Source organism: Lysobacter enzymogenes (assembly GCF_023617245.1).
GTDB classification, from domain to species: Bacteria; Pseudomonadota; Gammaproteobacteria; order Xanthomonadales; family Xanthomonadaceae; genus Lysobacter; species Lysobacter yananisis.
Genome location: NZ_CP067396.1, coordinates 1,453,558 through 1,470,493 on the forward strand (window position 1 = coordinate 1,453,558; position 16,936 = coordinate 1,470,493).

Consider the following 16,936-nt stretch of genomic DNA (forward strand, 5'->3'; position numbering starts at 1 on the left):
CCGACGACAGCCCGGTTCATGCATCCCCCGTGGCCCGCGCTTTCGTGGGAGGGCCTTCAGGCCCGACGCTTTCCTTTCCGGTCGCCGCCATGCTCATGACGCTGTTGCTGTTCTTGCTGACCGCCGTCGCCGAAATCGTCGGCTGTTATCTGCCGTATCTGTGGCTGCGCAAGGGCGGCAGCATCTGGCTGCTGTTGCCGGCCGCGGCCAGCCTGGCCTTGTTCGCCTGGCTGCTGACCTTGCATCCCACCGCCTCGGGCCGGGTGTATGCGGCTTACGGCGGCGTCTACGTGACCGTCGCGATCTTCTGGCTGTGGTGGGTCGATGCGGTCAAGCCGAGCCGATGGGACCTGCTCGGCGCCGGGCTGTGCCTGGCCGGCATGGCGGTGATCATGTTCGCGCCGCGCACGGCCTGACGCGCACGGCCTGGGTGGTTGCGGGACGGCTTCAGCCCCAATGCTGTCGCTCCAGGTCGCTGCGACCGCAGCCCTGCGGGAGGGCTTCAGCCCCGCTGCTGTCGCTCCAGGTCGCTGCAACCGGAGCCCTGTGGGAGGGGCTTCAGCCCCGACGCTCTTGTTTCAGTCCGCGGCGACCGGACCCGAAAGCGTCGGGGCTGAAGCCCCTCCCACAGTTGAAGCGCCCGTCGCGCCGTTGCAGCATGGCGCATCGCACGCAGGAGGCGGACATGCGCAAGCTCAACGGATGGATCGCCGTGTTGACCCTGGCGCTTCTTGGCTTCGGCTCCGCGCACGCGGGCGAAGAGGAACGCCTGCTCGTCTTCGTCGGCGAAAAGATGTCGGTCGCCGAGTTCAAGCCCGAACTGCCGCCGAACACGGTGATGATGGACGCCGTGTTCAAGGCGAAGTTCCGCGTGCGCCAGGTGGTCTACGGCCGCTACGACGATGAGGTCATCGAGTTCGATGCCTACGATCATTTCGGCGTCCCCGGATTCGCCGAGTATCCGCATTCGCTGTTGTTCGTCTTGCGACAAGACGATGGGTTCGTGCAGCTGAAGTACCAATACGTGCCGGTATTCCGGACCCGCAGCGGCGAATGGAACGGCTGCGGCCCGGTACGCAATCGCGACGACCAAGGCCGTCGCTACCTCGCCAAGGCGCAGCCGGTCGCGTTCGCCGAGGAGGCCTATCTGCGGTTGTCCCCGGAGCGCCCGCGCGAACTCGATGCGAAGAGCTATCCGCGTCGGGATTTCCGTATCGAAGGCGACCGCGCGTATTGCCTCACCGGCAGCTCCCTGCGCGAGCTGTTCGAGCTCAAGAAGCAGGCGGCGCTGAAAGATGAGGGATGGTTCGGCGGGAACGGCGCGGTGCCCGGCTCACGCTGACGCCGGCGCGGCCGTGCCGGCCACCGGCTTGATCGGCGCCGGCAACGGCGCGAGGATCGCAGGTCTGGAGCGCATCGCCGCGACCGGGGCGGTCGGAGTGTCGCGAGGGCGACATTCCGCGCCGGCGCCGCCGGCTAAGGTGCGCAAGGCCGTGCCGCGAGGCGCGCAGCGATCAGGGAGATTCGGCCATGTCCAACCGCTTCGCCAGCTTCCGCGAGTTCTACCCGTTCTATCTTAGCGAACACAGCAACCGCACCAGCCGGCGCCTGCATTTCATCGGCAGTTGCGGGGTGCTGGCGCTGCTGGCGCTGGCGATCGCGCAGGGGCGGCCGTGGCTGTTGCTGGCCGCGCTGGTATGCGGGTACGGCTTCGCCTGGGTCGGGCATTTCTTCTTCGAGAAGAACCGGCCGGCGACCTTCAAGCATCCGCTGTATTCCTTCGCCGGGGATTGGGTGATGTTCAAGGACATCCTCACCGGCAAGATCAAGTTTTGAGCCCGCCGGCGGCGCCCGCGCGGCGCCGGTTCCGATGCAAGGACGCTCGCGCGTGAAAGCCGCACTGAAGACCGTCGCGTTCGTCGGCGCGTTCGCCGGCCTGATCGCCGGCCTGTTCCTCGCTTTCGGGCCGGCCGGCGCGGTCGCGCCGGCGGCGCCCGACCTGCCGCTGCGCGTTTCGCCGTGGCTGGAGCAGGCGATGGACAGCAAGACCTGTCCGTTGGTCGATGTGCGGGTCGACGCCGCCGGACAGGCGGGACGCGCCGCAAACGCGCCGTCCGCGCGCGTGGCGACCGTCTGGCTCGCGCGCGAGGACGACGCAGCGGATCCGTCCGCGTGGCCTGCGCTGTATCTGTCGCTGGGCGGGCGGCCCCTGGCGCTGCGCCGCGAAGGCGCGGCCACCGACGTCGAAGCGCAGTCGCTGCGCGATCGCCGCGGCCCGGCGCTGCGCTGGTCGGCGCCGGCGGAGCGGGTTTCGGCGCGGTTGTTGTTGCAGGCGCCGCGTCTGTACGTCGAAACCGGCGAAGGTTGGCGGCCGGTGTCGCCCGGGCGGGCCGCGCAGGCGCGCCAGGGCGAGGATCCGACCCGCACGGTCTGGAAGGGCCGGCTCAGCCTGGACCTGCGCGGCCGCCGCTGGGAGCGCGAAGTCGAGGTGGTCTCGATCTGCGGCCCATGACCGCGCGGCCGGTTGCGCGGCAGCGCGCGCCGAACCGCCGCGCTCAGCGTTGCGGCAGATGGCGTGCGATCTCGCGCAGCGCCTGCGCGGCGGCGCGCGGGTGGCGATCCTGCGCGGCCAGCGCGCGCCAGCGGGCGAGGCCGTCGCACGGCGCCATCAGGCGACGCAGCCAGCGCGCCGCGTCCAAGCCGCCGGGCAGGTCGGGATCGTCGGCCGCCGCGGCGGCGCCGGCCTCGACGGATTCGACGAAGTAGCGCCGGCCGCGACGCAGGAAATGCACGCCGACCCGGCCGCCGAGCAACACCGCGCCCTGGTCGGCGCCGCCGAACTCGAACCACTCGATCCGCAGCGCCGGCCGCCGCCGTGCCCGCCAGCGCAGCACGGTGGCGAGCGGCAGCGTGCGCGGCCACGGCGCGAGACTGGCCGCCAGGTACGCCCCGCGCAGATAGAACGGCTTCAGGGTCAGCGCCTGCCAGCCGCCGCGATGCGGCAGTCGGGCGTCGCGTTCGAGTTGCTGGACCGGCCCGGGCTGCAGGCTCGAACGCTGCCAGCCGTGGGCGAGGGCGGCGTCGAGGTCCCACTGCGGGTCGAGCCCGAACGAGGCGGTCGAGAGCAGCCGGCCGTGGTCGGCGAATTCGGCGAGCAGCGCGTGCAGGCTCAGCGGGATTGGCGATGGCGGCGCGGTCGAATGGGGCACGGTCACGGCGGCAACAAGGTCGCGATCCCCTCGACCGCCCGCAACGCCGCGCGCCGCTGCCGGCCTTTGGGATTCTGCGCGGCCCGCGCGAGCCAATCGGCCGAGCGCTCGCAGGGCTGCATGCCGACCAGGGTGCAGTCCAGTTCCTCCAGCGCTATCCGGTCGTCGCCGCTGCCGACGATGCGCGGCATCAGCGAGGTCACCCGATAGCGGTCGCCGTTGCGGGTGAAGCAGAACTTCACCGACCGGTCGACCAGCACCGCGCCGTACTCGGCGTTGAAGGTTTCGAACAGTTCCACCCGCGGCGCCGGCCGGCGCCGCGACAGCCAGCGCAGGATCGTGGCCAGCGGCGGGCCGGGCAACAGGTCCAGTTCGCTGTTGAGGTAGCGGCCGCGCAGGTAGGTCGAGCGCAGGCTGGCCGGCACCACCCCGCCACGATGGCGCAGCAGGACGTCGCGTTCGATTTGTTCGTAAGCGGCCGGGCGCATCGCGGCATGCTTGAAATCGCCGGCGACCAGCTCTTGCAGGGACTGGTCCGGGGCGAACCCGAACGCGGCGGTCGAGCGCAGGCGGCCGTGCTGCAGGTATTCCTCGATCACCGCCTGCAGGCTCAGGCCGGTGCGCAGCGGCGGGATGGAAGCGTCCTTGTTGGCCATCGTCGGCTGGGTCCGTCCGGGTTGGAACGCGGGAAGATCGATCCGGAACGGTCGATCCAGACGATCAATACAGGAAGGTCATTCCAGGAAGATCACTCCAGAAAGATCAGCCAGGCCGCGACCACGATCAGCCCGAACCCGGCCCAGTGGTTCCACTTCAGCGGCTGGCCCAGGTACCAGATCGAGAAGCAGGCGAACACCAGCAGGGTGATGACCTCCTGCATGCCCTTGAGCTGCGGCGCCGAGTAGACCGCGCTGCCGAGCCGGTTGGCCGGCACCTGCAGGCAGTACTCGAACAGGGCGATGCCCCAGCTGACGCCGATGGCGACCGTCAACGGGGCGGATTTGTACTTCAGATGCCCGTACCAGGCGAAGGTCATGAAGATGTTGGAGCCGAGCAGGAGCAGGACGGGGTAGACCAGGGCGGACAGGCGATCGGCGGGCATGCAAGGGCCGGAAGGGGTGGTGTGTGATGGCCCTACAGTATCGCCTTCACGAACCGTCCACCTTGTGGAGGGCACTCTTCACAAAACTGAAGGACGCCGGAGGGGCTGCATGCAGGGTACGAGAGACGGGGGCCTGGTCCTCATCGTCGAAGACAACCGCAATATCTCCGAGATGGTCGGCGAGTACCTGGAAAGCCGCGGCTTCGAGGTCGATTACGCCGCCGACGGCCTCGACGGATACCGGTTGGCGACGGAGAACAGCTACGACGTGGTCGTGCTCGACCTGATGCTGCCGCGCATGGACGGCATCGAGGTGTGCAAGAAGCTGCGCGAAGAGGCCCGCAAGTCCACCCCGGTGCTGATGTTGACCGCGCGCGACACCCTCGACGAGAAGCTCACCGGCCTGAGCGCCGGCGCCGACGACTACCTGACCAAGCCGTTCGCGATCCAGGAACTGGAAGCGCGCCTGCGCGCCCTGATCCGGCGCGAACGCCGCCAGGTCGGCGGCGAAGTGCTCAAGGTCGCCGACCTGGTGCTCGACCCGGCCAGCCTGCGGGTCACCCGCGGCGGCAGCGAACTGCAGCTCTCGCCGATCGGCCTGCGCCTGCTGACCATCCTGATGCGCGAATCGCCGCGCGTGGTCAGCCGCCAGGAGATCGAGCGCGAGATCTGGGGCAACGGCCTGCCCGATTCGGACACCTTGCGCAGCCACCTCTACAACCTGCGCAAGACCATCGACAAGCCCTTCGACAAGCAGTTGCTGCACACCGTGCAGAGCGCCGGGTACCGGGTAGCGGATATTTCGCAGCCGCCGGACTGATTGGACCGGTTCGCCGCCACCGCCATGCCGCAAGGGCTACCGCGCAAGATCAAGCTTGCGTTCATTCTGCAGGCCTTGATCGGCAGCATAGCGATCACGCTGGGCATCCTCCTGGCGGGTCTGGCGGTGCGCCATGTGGTCCTCGAACAGCGCATGCAGCGCGAAGCCGACGACTACTGGGACGGGCGCAAGCGCGACCCGGAGTACCCCTTGCCGCGCACCTCGACCACGCGCGGCCACTTCGTCCCCACCGGCGCCAGCGACTCGGTGCTGCCGGCGCAGATGCGCGCGGTCGGTTCGGGGCTGCACAACCTGCCCGGCGGCGGCAAGGTGGTGCTGGTGGACCGGCGCGAGGCCGGCAGCTTCTATCTCGTCTATGCGACCTCGCTGATCGACGAGGCGATCCTCTACACCGGCCTGTTCTCGCTGCTGTTCTCGCTGCTGACCACGTACCTGATCTCCTGGCATACCTACCGCACCTCCAAGCGGCTGGTGTCGCCGGTGAGCTGGCTGGCCAACGTGGTCTCGCAATGGGACCCGCGCGATCCCGACACCAGCCTGATCGAGCCGATCAAATTCCCCTACGACCCCGGCAGCGAAGTGCGCCGGCTGTCGAGCGCGCTCAGCGGCCTGGCCGAACGCGTCAGCGACTTCGTCCAGCGCGAGCGCGATTTCACCCGCGACGCCAGCCACGAACTGCGCACGCCGCTGACTGTGATCCGGGTCGCCACCGACCTGATGCTGGCCGACCCGGACACGCCGGTGCGCGCGCAACGCTCGCTGCTGCGGGTGCAGCGCGCCGGCCGCGACATGGAGGCGGTCATCGACGCCTTCCTGATCCTGGCGCGCGAATCCGATGTCGAGCCGCAGTCGGAGGAGTTCGCGGTGCGCGACATCGTCGACAACGAGATGGAACGCATCCTGCCGCTGCTCAACGGCAAGCCGGTGGAGCTGCACCTCTACGACGAGGGCGGCCCGCGCCTGACCGCGCCGCCGCACGCGCTGGGGGTGATGATCGGCAACCTGCTCAGCAACGCGGTGCGCTTCACCGACAGCGGCCGCATCGACGTGCGCCTGAGCCGCGACGGCATCGAGATCCGCGACACCGGCATCGGCATGTCGGTGGAAACCCTGACCAAGGCCTTCACCCCGTTCTACCGCGCCGATTTTTCCGCCGGCGACGGCAAGGGCATGGGCCTGTCGATCGTGCGCCGGCTCGGCGAGCGCTTCGGCTGGCCGGTGACCCTGACCAGCGCGCCGGGGCAGGGCACGACCGCGGTGATCCGGTTCAAGCCGGGCTTGCCGCCGCCGCTCGCGCCGATGACGCCGCCCGCGCCGGTGCCGCGGGTGCCTGAGGCCTGAGTTCGGGCGCGGGCACGGGACGCCGCCTGCCGCAGCCGGCTGTTGTGGGAGGGCCTTCAGGCCCGATGCTTTCCGCCCAGATCGCGGCGATCCGACACAAAAGCATCGGGCCTGAAGGCCCTCCCACAAGAGCGATGCGACGCTCCGCTTCGCCGCGGCATCCATGAACCGACGCCGCTTGCCGCCGCTTCGCGCCCTCGCCCAAACTGAACATCGGCACCGCGCTCCGCGAAACCGCCGCATTCGCTGTCAACCCCATTCAGTCCCGCGCGTTCGCACCCGCAAAGCCCACTGTCCCGAACCCATGAGCGCAGCCCAGCCGTCCACGCCCCGCCCCGCGTCTTCCCTGCGCCCGCGCAAGTCGCCCTGGCCCAAGCGCGCCGCCATCGTCGTGGCGGTGCTGGTCCTGGCCGGAGCCGGCTGGCATTTCTACAGCCAGCGCAGCGCCGAGGAAGCGGCCGGCGCGTACCGCACCGCCAAGATCGAGCGCGGCGACATCCGCGTGACCATCTCCGCCACCGGCGCGCTGTCGGCGATCTCCACCGTGGACGTCGGCAGCCAGATCTCGGGCCAGGTGATCGATGTGCTGGCCGACTACAACGATCACGTCACCAAGGGCCAGGTGATCGCGCGCATCGATCCGAGCACCTACGAGGCGCAGATCAACCAGGGCAACGCCCAGGTCGCCAACGCCCGCGCCTCGCTCGCCACCGCGCAGGCGACGCTGCGCAACGCCGAACTCGATTACCAGCGCAAGTCCTCGCTGGTGAAGGACCAGCTGATCGCGCGCAGCGACGCCGACCTGGCCCGCGCCGCGCTCGACCAGGCCCGCGCCCAGCTCAACGGCGCGCAGGCGCAGATCGAGCAGCAGCTGGCTTCGACCCAGACCTCGCGCCTGAACCTGCAGCGCACGGTGATCCGCGCGCCGGTCGACGGCGTGGTGCTGACCCGCAGCATCGAGCCCGGCCAGACCGTGGCCGCGAGCCTGCAGGCGCCGGTGCTGTTCCAGATCGCCGAAGACCTGTCGAAGATGGAGATCGTGCTGGCGATCGACGAGGCCGACATCGGCCAGGTCAAGCCGGGCCAGGCGGTCAACTTCACCGTCGATTCTTTCCCCGACCGCAAGTTCCGCGGCGCCGTGCAGCAGGTGCGGCTGTCGGCGACCAACACCAGCAACGTGATCACCTATCCGGTAGTGGTCGCGGTCGACAACGCCGACGGCGTGTTGCTGCCGGGCATGACCGCCAACGCCGAGATCGAGGTCAGCCACCGCGACGACGTGCTGCGGGTCGGCAACGCCGCGCTGCGCTACAAGCCCGACGACGATGCCGCGGCCGCGCCCGGCGCGCCCGCCGGCGGCGCCGGCGGACAGCGCGGCGGCCTGGGCGGCGACCTGCCGCGCGTGGCCGAACAGCTCAAGCTCGACGCCAACCAGCGCGCCGCCTTCGACGCCGCGCTGGAGCAGATGAAGCAGCGCATGGCCGCGCGCGCCGGCGGCGCGGCCGCGGGCGGCGCCAGCGGCGGCCCGCCGGCGGGCGGCGCGCCCAACATCATCATGGGCGGGCGCGGACCGGGCGGTGGCGGCGGCAACAACAACCGCAACCGCGCCGCCGGAGCGGTCTCCGGCGCCGCGCGCCAGCGCATGCTGGAGCGCTTCAACCAGCAGTTCGGCGCGTTCCGCGCGCTGCTCAGCGACGAACAGAAGCAGAAGTGGGACAGCGAAGTCGGCGCCCTGGTCAGCGCGCGCCGCGCGCCGCTGTACAAGCTGGTCGGCGGCAAGCCCGAGGCGGTGACGGTGCGGGTCGGCGCCAGCGACGGCAGCTGGACCGAGGTCTCGGGCAACATCAAGGAAGGCGACGAGGTCGTCGTCGGCACCGGACGCGGCGCGAAATGAGCGCCGTGGCCGCCACGCCGGCCGCCGCGGTCATCGAGACGCGCGCGCTGGGCAAGGTCTATTCGCCCGGCAGCGAGGCCGAAGTGATCGCGCTGCACGGCGTCGACCTGCGCATCGCGCGCGGCGAGTTCGTCGCGATCATGGGCCCGTCGGGCTCGGGCAAGTCGACTTTGATGAACCTGATCGGCTGCCTCGACACGCCCACCAGCGGCGTCTACCTGTGCGACGGCGTCGATGTCGCCACGCTCGACAAGGAAGAGCGCGCGATCCTGCGCCGCGACAAGATCGGCTTCGTGTTCCAGGGCTTCAACCTGCTGCCGCGCATGAACGCGCTGGAGAACGTGGCGATGCCGATGGGCTACGCCAACGTGCGCCACGACGAACGCGCGCAGCGCGCGCAAGAAGCGCTGGAAGCGGTCGGCCTGGGCCAGCGCGCCGGGCATCGACCGAGCGAGCTGTCCGGCGGCCAGCAGCAGCGCGTGGCGATCGCGCGCGCGCTGATCAACCGCCCGCCGATCCTGCTCGCCGACGAACCCACCGGCGCGCTCGACACCCGCACCGGCGAGGAGATCCTGGCGCTGTTCAAGAGCCTGCAGGCGCGCGACCACACCGTGGTGCTGATCACCCACGATCCCGACGTGGCCGCGCACGCCGACCGCATCTTCGTGATGCGCGACGGCGAACTGCACGAGCAGGAGCGGGAGCCGGAGCAACAGCAAAAGCGAGACCTGGAGCGATGAACTTCTTCGAAGTGCTGCGCACGGCGGTGTTCGCTCTGCGAGGCAACTGGCTGCGCAGCGCGCTGACCTCGCTCGGCGTGATCATCGGCATCGCCGCGGTGATCGTGATGGTCTCGGTCGGCCAGGGCACCCAGTCGGAAATCGACAAGCTGGTCTCGGGCCTGGGCTCCAACCGGCTGGACATCAGTTCCGGCGGCGGCGGGCGCGGCACCGGCGGCGTGCGCCTGAGTTCGTCGAGCTTCTTCACCCTGACCGAGGCCGACGCCGAGGCGATCCGCAACGAAGTGCCGGAAGTGCAGTACGTCGCCGCCTCGCTGCGCGGCGGCACCCAGGCGGTGTACGCGGAGAACAACTGGTCGACCCAGTGGCAGGGCGTGCAGCCGGATTTCTTCGACATCAACGGCTGGACGATCGGTTCGGGCTCGAACTTCGAGGCGCGCGACTACGGCAGCGGCGCCAAGTCGGTGATCCTCGGCGAGACCGTGCGCCGCTCGCTGTTCGGCGACGAGGACGCGATCGGCCAGACCGTGCGCCTGGGCCGGGTGCCGTACACGGTGATCGGCACGCTCAACCCGAAGGGGCAGGGCGGCTTCGGCCAGGACCAGGACGACGTCGTGCTGGTGCCGCTGGAAACCGGGCGCCGGCGCATGCTCGGCGCGATGGGCCTGCCCAACGGCGCGGTGATGCAGATCGCGGTCGGCGTCGGCCGCGCCGAGGACGTGTCCTACGCGCAGGAGCAGATCGAGGGCCTGCTGCGCCAGCGCCACAAGATCCAACCCGGCAGCGACGACGACTTCAGCGTACGCAACATCGCCGAAGTGGTGGCCACCCGCACCCAGACCACGCGGCTGATGTCGCTGCTGCTCGGCGCGGTGGCGACGATCTCGCTGATCGTCGGCGGCATCGGCATCATGAACATCATGCTGGTGTCGGTGACCGAGCGCATCCGCGAGATCGGCCTGCGCATGGCGGTCGGCGCCGGGCCGGGCGACATCCAGCGCCAGTTCCTGGCCGAGGCGATGCTGATCTCGCTGATCGGCGGCGCGCTGGGCATCGCCATCGGCATCGTCGGCACCTTGCTGGTCGGCCGCATCGGCGCGCTGCCGGTGGCCTTGAACGGGCAGGTGATCGCGCTGGCGGCGGGCTTCTCGATCGCGACCGGCCTGTTCTTCGGCTACTACCCGGCGCGCAAGGCCTCGCAGCTGGATCCGATCGAGGCGCTGCGGCAGCAGTAGGCCGCGCGACGGCGCTCGACGAAACCTCACCCCGTCATTCCGGCGAAAGCCGGAATCCATCTTGATCTTGCCTTTGCGTCTGCCTTCCTGCGGCAGGCAGCAGCAACAGCGAAATGGATTCCGGCTTTCGCCGGAATGACGAGTGGGGGTTTCGCCGGAATGACGGGTGAGGGTTTCGCCGGAATGACGAGTGTGGAGAGTCCGGCCCAGGAGCGGCGGCCAAGCCGCACGACGTCGCTTGCCTCCCCCGAAACAACGCCCTGGGCCGCCTGACTACAACCACAGGCACGGGTAAGACAGAACCGGCCGTGCCATCGTGGCGGCGTCGAACGGCGCAGCGGAGCGGGCATGAAGAGTGGGTGGCTGGGACTATTGCTGGCAATGTCCGCGCTCGGCGCGCCCGCGGCGTTGGCCGCAGCGGACGCCGCGGCGGCCGCGCCGACTACGGTGGTCGTGCTCGGCGTCGACCACGCCGCGCAGCTGGTGTCCGAACGCGACCGCCCGGCCTTGCTCGACGCCTTCCTCGACCGCGCCAAGCCCGATGCGATCTGCATCGAGCGCACGCCCGAGGCCTTCGCCCGCGGCGATTTCTACGAGTTCACCTACGAAGCGCAGGACGTGGCGGTGCCGTTCGCGCGCCGGCGCGGAATCGAGCTGTGCCCGATCGATTGGGAACCGCCGGTGGAAGACCAGCGCCTCGGCTTCGGCCTGGCGCTGGATGCGCCGCCGGAACTGCGGCCGCTGAACGGCATGTTCGGTTTCCTGAGCTTCGCCGCGCCGTCGCTGCAGCGCGACCTGTTCCACGCCGACGATCCGGCCAAGCTGGAGAAAGTGACGAACTGGGCGGCGACGCCCGCGGCCAAGGCCCGGCACGACCTGCCGCGCCGGCTGTATCTGTACCGCACCTACCTGCAGGCCCAGCGCGTCGCCGCGGCGGCGCGCGCGCATCCGGGCGGGCGGGTGGTCGTGGTGGTCGGCGAGTTCCACAAGCGCGACATCGAGGCGATCCTCGCCGACGAGCCGGGCCTGCGCCTGGTCCAGCCGTCCAGCCTCGGCCGGCCGAGCGAGGCCGAGGCCGCCGCGCACGACCGGCCCGAGTACCAGGCGGCGATCGCCGGCTTCAATCTGCTCGGCGTGCAGGCGGCCAGCGGGGCGGTGGACTACGCCTTCGTCGGCCGCGCGCTGGCGGCGCTGGAAGCGGGCGGCGCGACGCCGCAGACGCGGCTGCTGCGGGTGCGGCTGGAACTGCTGCAGGGGCGGATCGCCCGCGCCGAGGCGATCGCCCGTTACCGCGCCATCGCCGCCGAGGCCGGCGCGGCGCGGTTCGGCTGGACCGGGGTCAAGGACGCGGGCCGGGTGGATTCGTGGTTCGATCCGTTCGGCAACCTCGACGTGCGCCGGCGGGCCTTGCTGGAGGCGGCGCGCGAGACCTTGGCACAGGGCGATGCGGCGGCGGCCTCGGTCTTGCTGGATCAGTGCGCGGCCGGGTTGAGTCCGCGCCAGCAGGAACAACTGCGCGGCTACTGGCGGCGCGACATCGAACCGCGCGAGCGGTCGTAAGCTTTTGTAGGAGCGGCGCGAGCCGCGACCGCGAAACAACGCCTGCGACGCAGGTGCGGTGTCGCGGTCGCGGCTCGCGCCGCTCCTACAGGGAGCGACCGCAGCCCTGGCCGGGCTGACCAGCTACCTGAACCGCAATGGCCGGCGGCACCGGTTCGACAGGTCCAGTCGCTGCCCCGCAACCGCCACGGCGGGACCACCCGCGCCCCCGCCGCCGGGGCGGCCGGGCCGGGCTTGTGGCAAAATCGCGGGCTTGTGGCGGCCGTCGGCCGCCGTCGCCGGGCCGGTCCCGGCTTCAGGACCGAGAACGCCCGCCCATGCCGACCACCCCGTCGTCCCCGACCGCGCGCGCCGTGCGCGCCGCGGCCCCCGTCTGCGGCCAGGAGCGCCGGCATGGCTGACGAATACGGGCACCTGCCGCGCGGCCCGGGCCGCATCCTCAAGGCCGCGACCTGGTCCATGCAGGGCCTGCGCGCGGCCTGGCTGCACGAGTCCTCGTTCCGGCTGGAGGTCTACCTGTTCCTGGTGCTGGCGCCGGTCGGCTGGTGGTTCGGCGAGACCGGGGTCGAGCGCGCCCTGCTGATCGGCTCGATCCTGCTGGTGCTGAGCGTGGAACTGCTCAACTCCGCGGTCGAGGCGGTGATCGAGCGCTACGGCCCGGAATTCCACGAACTCGCCGGCCGCGCCAAGGACATGGGCTCGGCCGCGGTGTTCGTGCTGCTGATGAACGTGCTGCTGGTGTGGGCCGCGATCCTCGGCCCGCGCTTGTGGCACCACCTGATGGGCTGATCGCCCCCGCGGGGAGCGCATCGCGCATCGCCAGGACGGCGCCCCCGCGCCGTCCGTCCCGGGCCGCCCGACGCGGCGCGCCCGTGCCCGCGGCCTCGCCGCGGGCGCTACACCCAACACTCTTAGAGGTATGCCGCACGTGATGGAAATGCTGACCGATCCGCAAGTCTGGATCACCTTGTTCACCCTGAGCGCGATCGAGATCGTGCTGGGCATCGACAACCTCGTCTTCATCTCGATCGCGGTCAGCAAGCTGCCGTTCGACCAGCGCGAGAAAGCGCGCAAGTTCGGCATCGCCGTGGCCTGCATCACCCGCATCGCGCTGCTGCTGACCCTGGCCTGGCTGGCCGGCCTGACCGCCGACCTGTTCACCGTCGCCGGCATCGGCGTCTCGATCCGCGACCTGGTGCTGATCCTCGGCGGCGCGTTCTTGCTGGTGAAGGGCTCGATGGAGATCAAGGACCTGATCGTCGGCGAGGAAGACGCCGACGACGTCCACACCAAGCCGGCGGCGTCGTTCATGATGGTCATCGCGCAGATCGCGGTGATCGACATCGTGTTCTCGCTGGACTCGGTGATCGCCGCGGTCGGCATGGCCAGCCACACCCCGGTGATGGTCGCCGCGATCCTGCTGGCGGTCGGCGTGATGCTGCTGGCGGCGCGTCCGCTGGGCCAGTTCATCGATTCCAACCCGACCATCAAGATGCTGGCGCTGGCCTTCATCGTCCTGGTCGGCGCGTTCCTGATCCTCGACGGCCTGGGCATCCACATCCCGAAGGGCTACATCTACGCGGCGATGGGTTTCTCGGCGCTGGTGGAGTGCCTGAACCTGTGGGCGAAGAAGCGCGCGGCGCGGCGGCTCACCGCCGAGTAAGCGCGAAGTCGCGCCAGACCGCGAAGGCCGGCGAGCGATCGCCGGCCTTTTCGTTTGTGCGAGGGGCCGCTTTTGTGAGAGGGACTTCAGTCCCGACGCTCTTCGGCCAGATCGCTGCGACCCGGCCGAAGAGCGTCGGGACTGAAGTCCCTGCCACACAGGCAGAAGCCGCAGTCCCGGTCGCGAGCTTCATCACGCGCCGTCCATTGCGCCGCCCCGCGCCCGGTGCTGCAATGCGGCCGTCATCCCGCCGGAGTGCCGTCGCCATGTTCCGTCCCCTGATCGTGCTCGCCCTGGCCGTGCTGCTGAGCGGCTGCGGCTACAACACCATCCAGCAGAAGGACGAGTCGGTGAAGGCGGCCTGGTCGCAGGTGCTCAACGTCTACAAGCGCCGCGCCGACCTGGTGCCGAACCTGGTCGCCACGGTCAAGGGCTACGCCAGCCACGAACAGCAGGTGCTGACCCAGGTCACCGAGGCGCGCGCCAAGGTCGGCAGCATCAACGTCAACGCCGACGATCCGGGCTCGCTGCAGCAGTTCGAACAGGCCCAGGGCGAACTGCGCGGCGCGATCGGCCGGTTGCTGGTGGTCAGCGAGAACTATCCCCAGCTCAAGGCCGACCAGAGCTTCCTGAGCCTGCAGACCCAGCTGGAAGGCACCGAGAACCGCATCGCCGTGGAGCGCCAGCGCTACATCGCCTCGGTGCAGGACTACAACACCTACATCCGCCAGTTCCCGACCAACCTCACCGCGAAAATGTTCGGCTACGCGACCAAGCCGAACTTCACCGTCGAGAACGAGGCGCAGATCCAGCAGGCGCCGACGGTCGACTTCGGTTCGGCGCAGCCGGCGCCGCAGCCGGCCGCGCAGCCGCCCGCTCCGCAACAGCCGGCGCCGCAGCATTGACCGGCCGACGATGAGCCGCGCTCGATGAGCCGCGCTCCGCGCCGACGCTCGCGGCCATGGGCGGCCTGGCTGGCCGCGCTGTGGCTGTGCGCCGCGCCGCTGGCCGCGCGCGAGCCGGCGCCGGTCACCGAGACGCGTCCGGCCGAAGGCGCGCAGGCCGTGGCCGTCGATGTGCCGGCCGTCGCGGCGGTGCCGAAACTGACCGGCCCGGTCGTCGACCTCACCGGCACGCTCGACGCGGCCGCGGTGGCGCGGCTCGGCGAACGCTCGCTGGAACTGCAGCGGCGCAAGGGCGCGCAGGTGATGCTGCTGATGCTCGACAGCACCAGCGGCGAAGACATCGGCGCCTACGCCGGACGCGTGTTCGCGCAATGGCAGCCCGGCCGCGCCGGGATCGACGACGGCGTGCTGGTGGTGGTGGCCAAGCGCGACCGGCGCATGCGCATCCATCTCGGCCGCGGGCTCGAAGCGACGATCCCGGACGACACCGCGCAGCGCGTGATCGACGAGATCCTCGCTCCGGCGTTCCGCGACGAGGATTACCCCGGCGGGCTGGAGCGCGCCTACGACGCCTTGATCGGTTTGATCGACGGCACGCCGCTGCCCGAGCCGCGGAGCGGCGGCGGCATGCCGTGGCCGTTCTGGATCTTCGTCGGCGCGCTCTGCTCGCCGTTCGTGCTGATCCCGCTGTTCGGCATGCGCGCGGCGTGGCGCACAGGGCCTGCGGCGTTCTTCGGCCGCTGGGCGCTGATCGCCGTGGTGGCGGTGGCCGCCTATTTCATCACCGTACCGAAGCTCGCGCCGGACCTGCCCGAGTGGCAGCGATGGATGCCGATGGCGCTGCTGACCTACATCGCGTCGGCCTTCGCCTGGGTCAGCGCGTTCGCCAGCGGCGACGGCGGACGCGGCCGGCCTTGGGACGATCGCGACGAAGAACAGCGCCGGCGGCGCCGGTCGTCGTCTAGTTCGTCCAGCTCGAGCGATTCCAGCAGCTACTCGGGCGGCGGCGGGAGCAGCGACGGCGGCGGCGCCTCGGGGCGTTGGTGATGGCGGCCGACGGCGCATCGCTACGCGCGCGGCCGCTTCAATGCGGCGCGATGATCGTCGCATTGCTGTGCCTGTTCGCCTGGGCGTTGGCGCTATCGGCGCAGGCCCGCGCGCCCGCGCCGGCGAACGTGGCTCCAGTGCTGGATTCACGGACTCTGAATTCGCCGGTGCAGGATCTGGCCGGCGCGTTGCGGCCCGACACCCGCGAAAAATTGGAGACGCGCGCGCGCGAGTTGCGCGAACGCAAGGGCGCGCAGTTGCAGGTGTTGATCGTCGCCAGCACCGCGCCGGAATCCATCGACGCTTACGCCCAGCGGGTGTTCGACGCCTGGGCGCTCGGCCGTCGCGGTATCGACGACGGCGTGCTGCTGGTGGTCGCGCGCGACGACCGCCGCGCGCGTATCCAGGCCGGCTACGGATTGGAAGGGCGCATTCCCGACGCGGCCGCGCGCGACGTGCTGTCCGCCTACCTGCTGCCGCACCTGGCGCGCGGCGAGTACGACGCGGGCGTGGACGCGGCCAGCGCCGCATTGGCCGCGTTGATCGAACAAGAGCCGCTGCCGGCGCCGGGGGCGGACGCGTATGCGGCCGCCGCGTCGGCATGGAGCCCGCTTGCGCGGATCTGCGCGCTGGGCGCCGCGTTCGCTTTGGTGCTGGGTTGGTGCGCGCAGCGGCGCGGCTGGCCGCTGGCATGGGCCGCGCCGGCGGCGTTGCTGCCGCCCGCGGTGGCGGCCTGGGTGTGGAGCGGGCCGGCGTGGCTGTGGTTGCCGCTGCTGTGCGGCGCGGCCGCCGGCGCGCTCGGCCTGGCCTTGCCGCGCTGGCGCTGGTTGCGCAGCGTGGCCGGCGCGGCGGCGGTCGGCCTGGCGGTCGCGGCGCTCGGCGCGGCGCTGGTGCGGCGCGGCGTGCCCGCGCCCGGCGACATCGGTATGGGCGCGGTGGCGGTGCTGTTCGCCACGCCGTTGCTGGTCGGCGCGATCGCGCCGCCGATGATCGCCTGGCAGGAGCGCGGCCGGCTCGGCTTCGCGTTGCGCGCCGGCGCGTTGGCCGCCATCGCCTGGCTGGCGTGGCGCGTGCTGCTGCGCATGACCGACGGCGACCCGTCCGGCCTCAGCGGCGGCGGCTGGCTCGGCGTCGGCCTGTTCGCTTACCTCGCCTGGGTGCTGGTGTTCCTGCTCAACGGCGAGATCTGGGGCGGGCGTTCGCGCAAGCGCGACGGCCGTGGCGGGCGCCGGCGCAACGGCGATAGCGAACGCAAGCAGCGTTCCGGCGACGCGGGACCGAGCCATTCGGGACCGAGCCGTTCTGAATCGAGCGACTCGGGCGCCGGCGACACCGGCTGGTCCGGCGGCGGCGGACGCAGCGGCGGCGGCGGAGCGAGCGGATCATGGTGAGCCCGGGC

General features: G+C 70.8%; 22 protein-coding genes and 2 pseudogenes. 18 read left to right on the forward strand and 6 right to left on the reverse strand.

Translation table 11 applies throughout. From position 1 onward, the window contains the following. Positions 1-16: 16 nt before the first annotated feature. Positions 17-97, reverse strand: coding sequence for a DUF6053 domain-containing protein (locus JHW41_RS26495; protein ID WP_428995514.1), 81 nt, complete (start codon positions 95-97; stop codon positions 17-19). Between JHW41_RS26495 and JHW41_RS06230 the strand changes: the two genes are divergently transcribed. From JHW41_RS06230 to JHW41_RS06245, 5 genes and pseudogenes are all read left to right on the forward strand, one after another. After that, positions 90-416, forward strand: a complete 327-nt coding sequence (locus tag JHW41_RS06230) for a YnfA family protein (RefSeq protein WP_250449365.1) — start codon at positions 90-92, stop codon at positions 414-416. The two genes, JHW41_RS26495 and JHW41_RS06230, sit on opposite strands and share 8 nt — an antisense overlap. 40 nt (positions 417-456) lie before the next feature. Continuing rightward, a pseudogene (locus JHW41_RS26500) lies at positions 457-627 on the forward strand (DUF6053 domain-containing protein); the annotation flags it as partial. A 58-nt stretch (positions 628-685) separates the two neighbouring features. Next, the gene (locus tag JHW41_RS06235) at positions 686-1,342 is read left to right on the forward strand and encodes a hypothetical protein (RefSeq protein WP_250449366.1); all 657 of its coding nucleotides are present in this window, start codon (positions 686-688) and stop codon (positions 1,340-1,342) included. Positions 1,343-1,530: 188 nt separating this feature from the next. Continuing rightward, positions 1,531-1,836: a DUF962 domain-containing protein gene (locus tag JHW41_RS06240; protein ID WP_057948662.1), complete on the forward strand. Its 306-nt coding sequence runs from the start codon at positions 1,531-1,533 to the stop codon at positions 1,834-1,836. Between the two features lie 52 nt (positions 1,837-1,888). Further along, positions 1,889-2,512, forward strand: a complete 624-nt coding sequence (locus tag JHW41_RS06245; protein ID WP_250449367.1) for a hypothetical protein — start codon at positions 1,889-1,891, stop codon at positions 2,510-2,512. Between the two features lie 43 nt (positions 2,513-2,555). On the opposite strand, the gene JHW41_RS06250 is transcribed toward JHW41_RS06245, so the two are convergent. From JHW41_RS06250 to JHW41_RS06260, 3 genes are all read right to left on the reverse strand, one after another. Further along, positions 2,556-3,215 (reverse strand): hypothetical protein, encoded by a 660-nt coding sequence (locus tag JHW41_RS06250; protein WP_250449368.1) that lies wholly within the window; start codon positions 3,213-3,215, stop codon positions 2,556-2,558. Continuing rightward, positions 3,212-3,865, reverse strand: coding sequence for a hypothetical protein (locus tag JHW41_RS06255; protein WP_250449369.1), 654 nt, complete (start codon positions 3,863-3,865; stop codon positions 3,212-3,214). The genes JHW41_RS06250 and JHW41_RS06255 overlap by 4 nt, the downstream gene beginning before the upstream one ends. A gap of 92 nt (positions 3,866-3,957) precedes the next feature. Then, positions 3,958-4,311 carry a DMT family protein gene (locus JHW41_RS06260; protein WP_057948658.1) on the reverse strand — a complete coding sequence of 118 codons (354 nt, stop codon included), beginning with the start codon at positions 4,309-4,311 and terminating at the stop codon, positions 3,958-3,960. Positions 4,312-4,420: 109 nt separating this feature from the next. Here JHW41_RS06260 and JHW41_RS06265 point away from each other — a divergent pair, with 109 nt between their 5' ends. After that, on the forward strand, positions 4,421-5,131 hold the full coding sequence (locus JHW41_RS06265) for a response regulator transcription factor (protein WP_057948657.1): 711 nt from the start codon (positions 4,421-4,423) through the stop codon (positions 5,129-5,131). A gap of 24 nt (positions 5,132-5,155) precedes the next feature. After that, positions 5,156-6,493 carry a sensor histidine kinase gene (locus tag JHW41_RS06270; RefSeq protein ID WP_078997600.1) on the forward strand — a complete coding sequence of 446 codons (1,338 nt, stop codon included), beginning with the start codon at positions 5,156-5,158 and terminating at the stop codon, positions 6,491-6,493. On the opposite strand, the gene JHW41_RS26505 is transcribed toward JHW41_RS06270, so the two are convergent. Continuing rightward, positions 6,420-6,593 carry a DUF6053 domain-containing protein gene (locus JHW41_RS26505; RefSeq protein WP_428995463.1) on the reverse strand — a complete coding sequence of 58 codons (174 nt, stop codon included), beginning with the start codon at positions 6,591-6,593 and terminating at the stop codon, positions 6,420-6,422. The two genes, JHW41_RS06270 and JHW41_RS26505, sit on opposite strands and share 74 nt — an antisense overlap. Here JHW41_RS26505 and JHW41_RS26510 point away from each other — a divergent pair. The 7 genes from JHW41_RS26510 (at position 6,538) to JHW41_RS06300 (ending at position 13,585) form a co-directional block, all read left to right on the forward strand. Beyond that, a complete protein-coding gene (locus JHW41_RS26510; protein ID WP_428995464.1) occupies positions 6,538-6,660 on the forward strand; it encodes a DUF6053 domain-containing protein in 123 nt (40 codons plus the stop codon). The genes JHW41_RS26505 and JHW41_RS26510 overlap by 56 nt on opposite strands. Before the next feature lie 137 nt (positions 6,661-6,797). Next, entirely contained in the window at positions 6,798-8,387 is a 1,590-nt protein-coding gene (locus JHW41_RS06275) for an efflux RND transporter periplasmic adaptor subunit (RefSeq protein ID WP_250449370.1), read from the forward strand. After that, positions 8,384-9,127 (forward strand): ABC transporter ATP-binding protein, encoded by a 744-nt coding sequence (locus tag JHW41_RS06280; protein WP_057948656.1) that lies wholly within the window; start codon positions 8,384-8,386, stop codon positions 9,125-9,127. Before JHW41_RS06275 ends, JHW41_RS06280 begins: the two co-directional genes overlap by 4 nt. Then, positions 9,124-10,362 (forward strand): ABC transporter permease, encoded by a 1,239-nt coding sequence (locus JHW41_RS06285; protein WP_250449371.1) that lies wholly within the window; start codon positions 9,124-9,126, stop codon positions 10,360-10,362. The genes JHW41_RS06280 and JHW41_RS06285 overlap by 4 nt, the downstream gene beginning before the upstream one ends. 381 nt (positions 10,363-10,743) lie before the next feature. Next, on the forward strand, positions 10,744-11,922 hold the full coding sequence (locus JHW41_RS06290; protein WP_250449372.1) for a hypothetical protein: 1,179 nt from the start codon (positions 10,744-10,746) through the stop codon (positions 11,920-11,922). A 393-nt stretch (positions 11,923-12,315) separates the two neighbouring features. Continuing rightward, positions 12,316-12,711: a diacylglycerol kinase gene (locus JHW41_RS06295; protein WP_057948653.1), complete on the forward strand. Its 396-nt coding sequence runs from the start codon at positions 12,316-12,318 to the stop codon at positions 12,709-12,711. Positions 12,712-12,841: 130 nt separating this feature from the next. Then, a complete protein-coding gene (locus JHW41_RS06300) occupies positions 12,842-13,585 on the forward strand; it encodes a TerC family protein (RefSeq protein WP_231736179.1) in 744 nt (247 codons plus the stop codon). On the opposite strand, the gene JHW41_RS26515 is transcribed toward JHW41_RS06300, so the two are convergent. Then, positions 13,572-13,697 carry a hypothetical protein gene (locus tag JHW41_RS26515; protein WP_428995515.1) on the reverse strand — a complete coding sequence of 42 codons (126 nt, stop codon included), beginning with the start codon at positions 13,695-13,697 and terminating at the stop codon, positions 13,572-13,574. The two genes, JHW41_RS06300 and JHW41_RS26515, sit on opposite strands and share 14 nt — an antisense overlap. Between JHW41_RS26515 and JHW41_RS26520 the strand changes: the two are divergent. The 4 genes and pseudogenes from JHW41_RS26520 to JHW41_RS06315 form a co-directional block, all read left to right on the forward strand. Continuing rightward, a pseudogene (locus tag JHW41_RS26520) lies at positions 13,660-13,746 on the forward strand (DUF6053 domain-containing protein); the annotation flags it as partial. The gene JHW41_RS26515 and the pseudogene JHW41_RS26520 sit on opposite strands and share 38 nt — an antisense overlap. Before the next feature lie 105 nt (positions 13,747-13,851). Beyond that, a complete protein-coding gene (locus JHW41_RS06305; protein ID WP_250449373.1) occupies positions 13,852-14,490 on the forward strand; it encodes a LemA family protein in 639 nt (212 codons plus the stop codon). A gap of 24 nt (positions 14,491-14,514) precedes the next feature. Beyond that, positions 14,515-15,537 (forward strand): TPM domain-containing protein, encoded by a 1,023-nt coding sequence (locus JHW41_RS06310; RefSeq protein WP_250449374.1) that lies wholly within the window; start codon positions 14,515-14,517, stop codon positions 15,535-15,537. A gap of 50 nt (positions 15,538-15,587) precedes the next feature. Next, complete coding sequence (locus JHW41_RS06315) at positions 15,588-16,928, forward strand: TPM domain-containing protein (protein WP_250449375.1); 1,341 nt, start codon at positions 15,588-15,590, stop codon at positions 16,926-16,928. Positions 16,929-16,936 lie beyond the last annotated feature (8 nt).

What these genes read in the sequence shown, in the direction of transcription:
- JHW41_RS06230 (WP_250449365.1), top strand. Translation starts at nt 90, where the DNA reads ATGCTCATGACGCTGTTGCTGTTCTTGCTGACCGCCGTCGCCGAAATC.
- JHW41_RS26495 (WP_428995514.1), bottom strand. Translation starts at nt 97, where the DNA reads ATGAGCATGGCGGCGACCGGAAAGGAAAGCGTCGGGCCTGAAGGCCCT.
- JHW41_RS06235 (WP_250449366.1), top strand. Translation starts at nt 686, where the DNA reads ATGCGCAAGCTCAACGGATGGATCGCCGTGTTGACCCTGGCGCTTCTT.
- JHW41_RS06240 (WP_057948662.1), top strand. Translation starts at nt 1,531, where the DNA reads ATGTCCAACCGCTTCGCCAGCTTCCGCGAGTTCTACCCGTTCTATCTT.
- JHW41_RS06255 (WP_250449369.1), bottom strand. Translation starts at nt 3,865, where the DNA reads ATGGCCAACAAGGACGCTTCCATCCCGCCGCTGCGCACCGGCCTGAGC.
- JHW41_RS06260 (WP_057948658.1), bottom strand. Translation starts at nt 4,311, where the DNA reads ATGCCCGCCGATCGCCTGTCCGCCCTGGTCTACCCCGTCCTGCTCCTG.
- JHW41_RS06265 (WP_057948657.1), top strand. Translation starts at nt 4,421, where the DNA reads ATGCAGGGTACGAGAGACGGGGGCCTGGTCCTCATCGTCGAAGACAAC.
- JHW41_RS06270 (WP_078997600.1), top strand. Translation starts at nt 5,156, where the DNA reads ATGCCGCAAGGGCTACCGCGCAAGATCAAGCTTGCGTTCATTCTGCAG.
- JHW41_RS06275 (WP_250449370.1), top strand. Translation starts at nt 6,798, where the DNA reads ATGAGCGCAGCCCAGCCGTCCACGCCCCGCCCCGCGTCTTCCCTGCGC.
- JHW41_RS06280 (WP_057948656.1), top strand. Translation starts at nt 8,384, where the DNA reads ATGAGCGCCGTGGCCGCCACGCCGGCCGCCGCGGTCATCGAGACGCGC.
- JHW41_RS06285 (WP_250449371.1), top strand. Translation starts at nt 9,124, where the DNA reads ATGAACTTCTTCGAAGTGCTGCGCACGGCGGTGTTCGCTCTGCGAGGC.
- JHW41_RS06290 (WP_250449372.1), top strand. Translation starts at nt 10,744, where the DNA reads ATGTCCGCGCTCGGCGCGCCCGCGGCGTTGGCCGCAGCGGACGCCGCG.
- JHW41_RS06295 (WP_057948653.1), top strand. Translation starts at nt 12,316, where the DNA reads ATGGCTGACGAATACGGGCACCTGCCGCGCGGCCCGGGCCGCATCCTC.
- JHW41_RS06300 (WP_231736179.1), top strand. Translation starts at nt 12,842, where the DNA reads ATGCCGCACGTGATGGAAATGCTGACCGATCCGCAAGTCTGGATCACC.
- JHW41_RS06305 (WP_250449373.1), top strand. Translation starts at nt 13,852, where the DNA reads ATGTTCCGTCCCCTGATCGTGCTCGCCCTGGCCGTGCTGCTGAGCGGC.
- JHW41_RS06310 (WP_250449374.1), top strand. Translation starts at nt 14,515, where the DNA reads ATGAGCCGCGCTCCGCGCCGACGCTCGCGGCCATGGGCGGCCTGGCTG.
- JHW41_RS06315 (WP_250449375.1), top strand. Translation starts at nt 15,588, where the DNA reads ATGATCGTCGCATTGCTGTGCCTGTTCGCCTGGGCGTTGGCGCTATCG.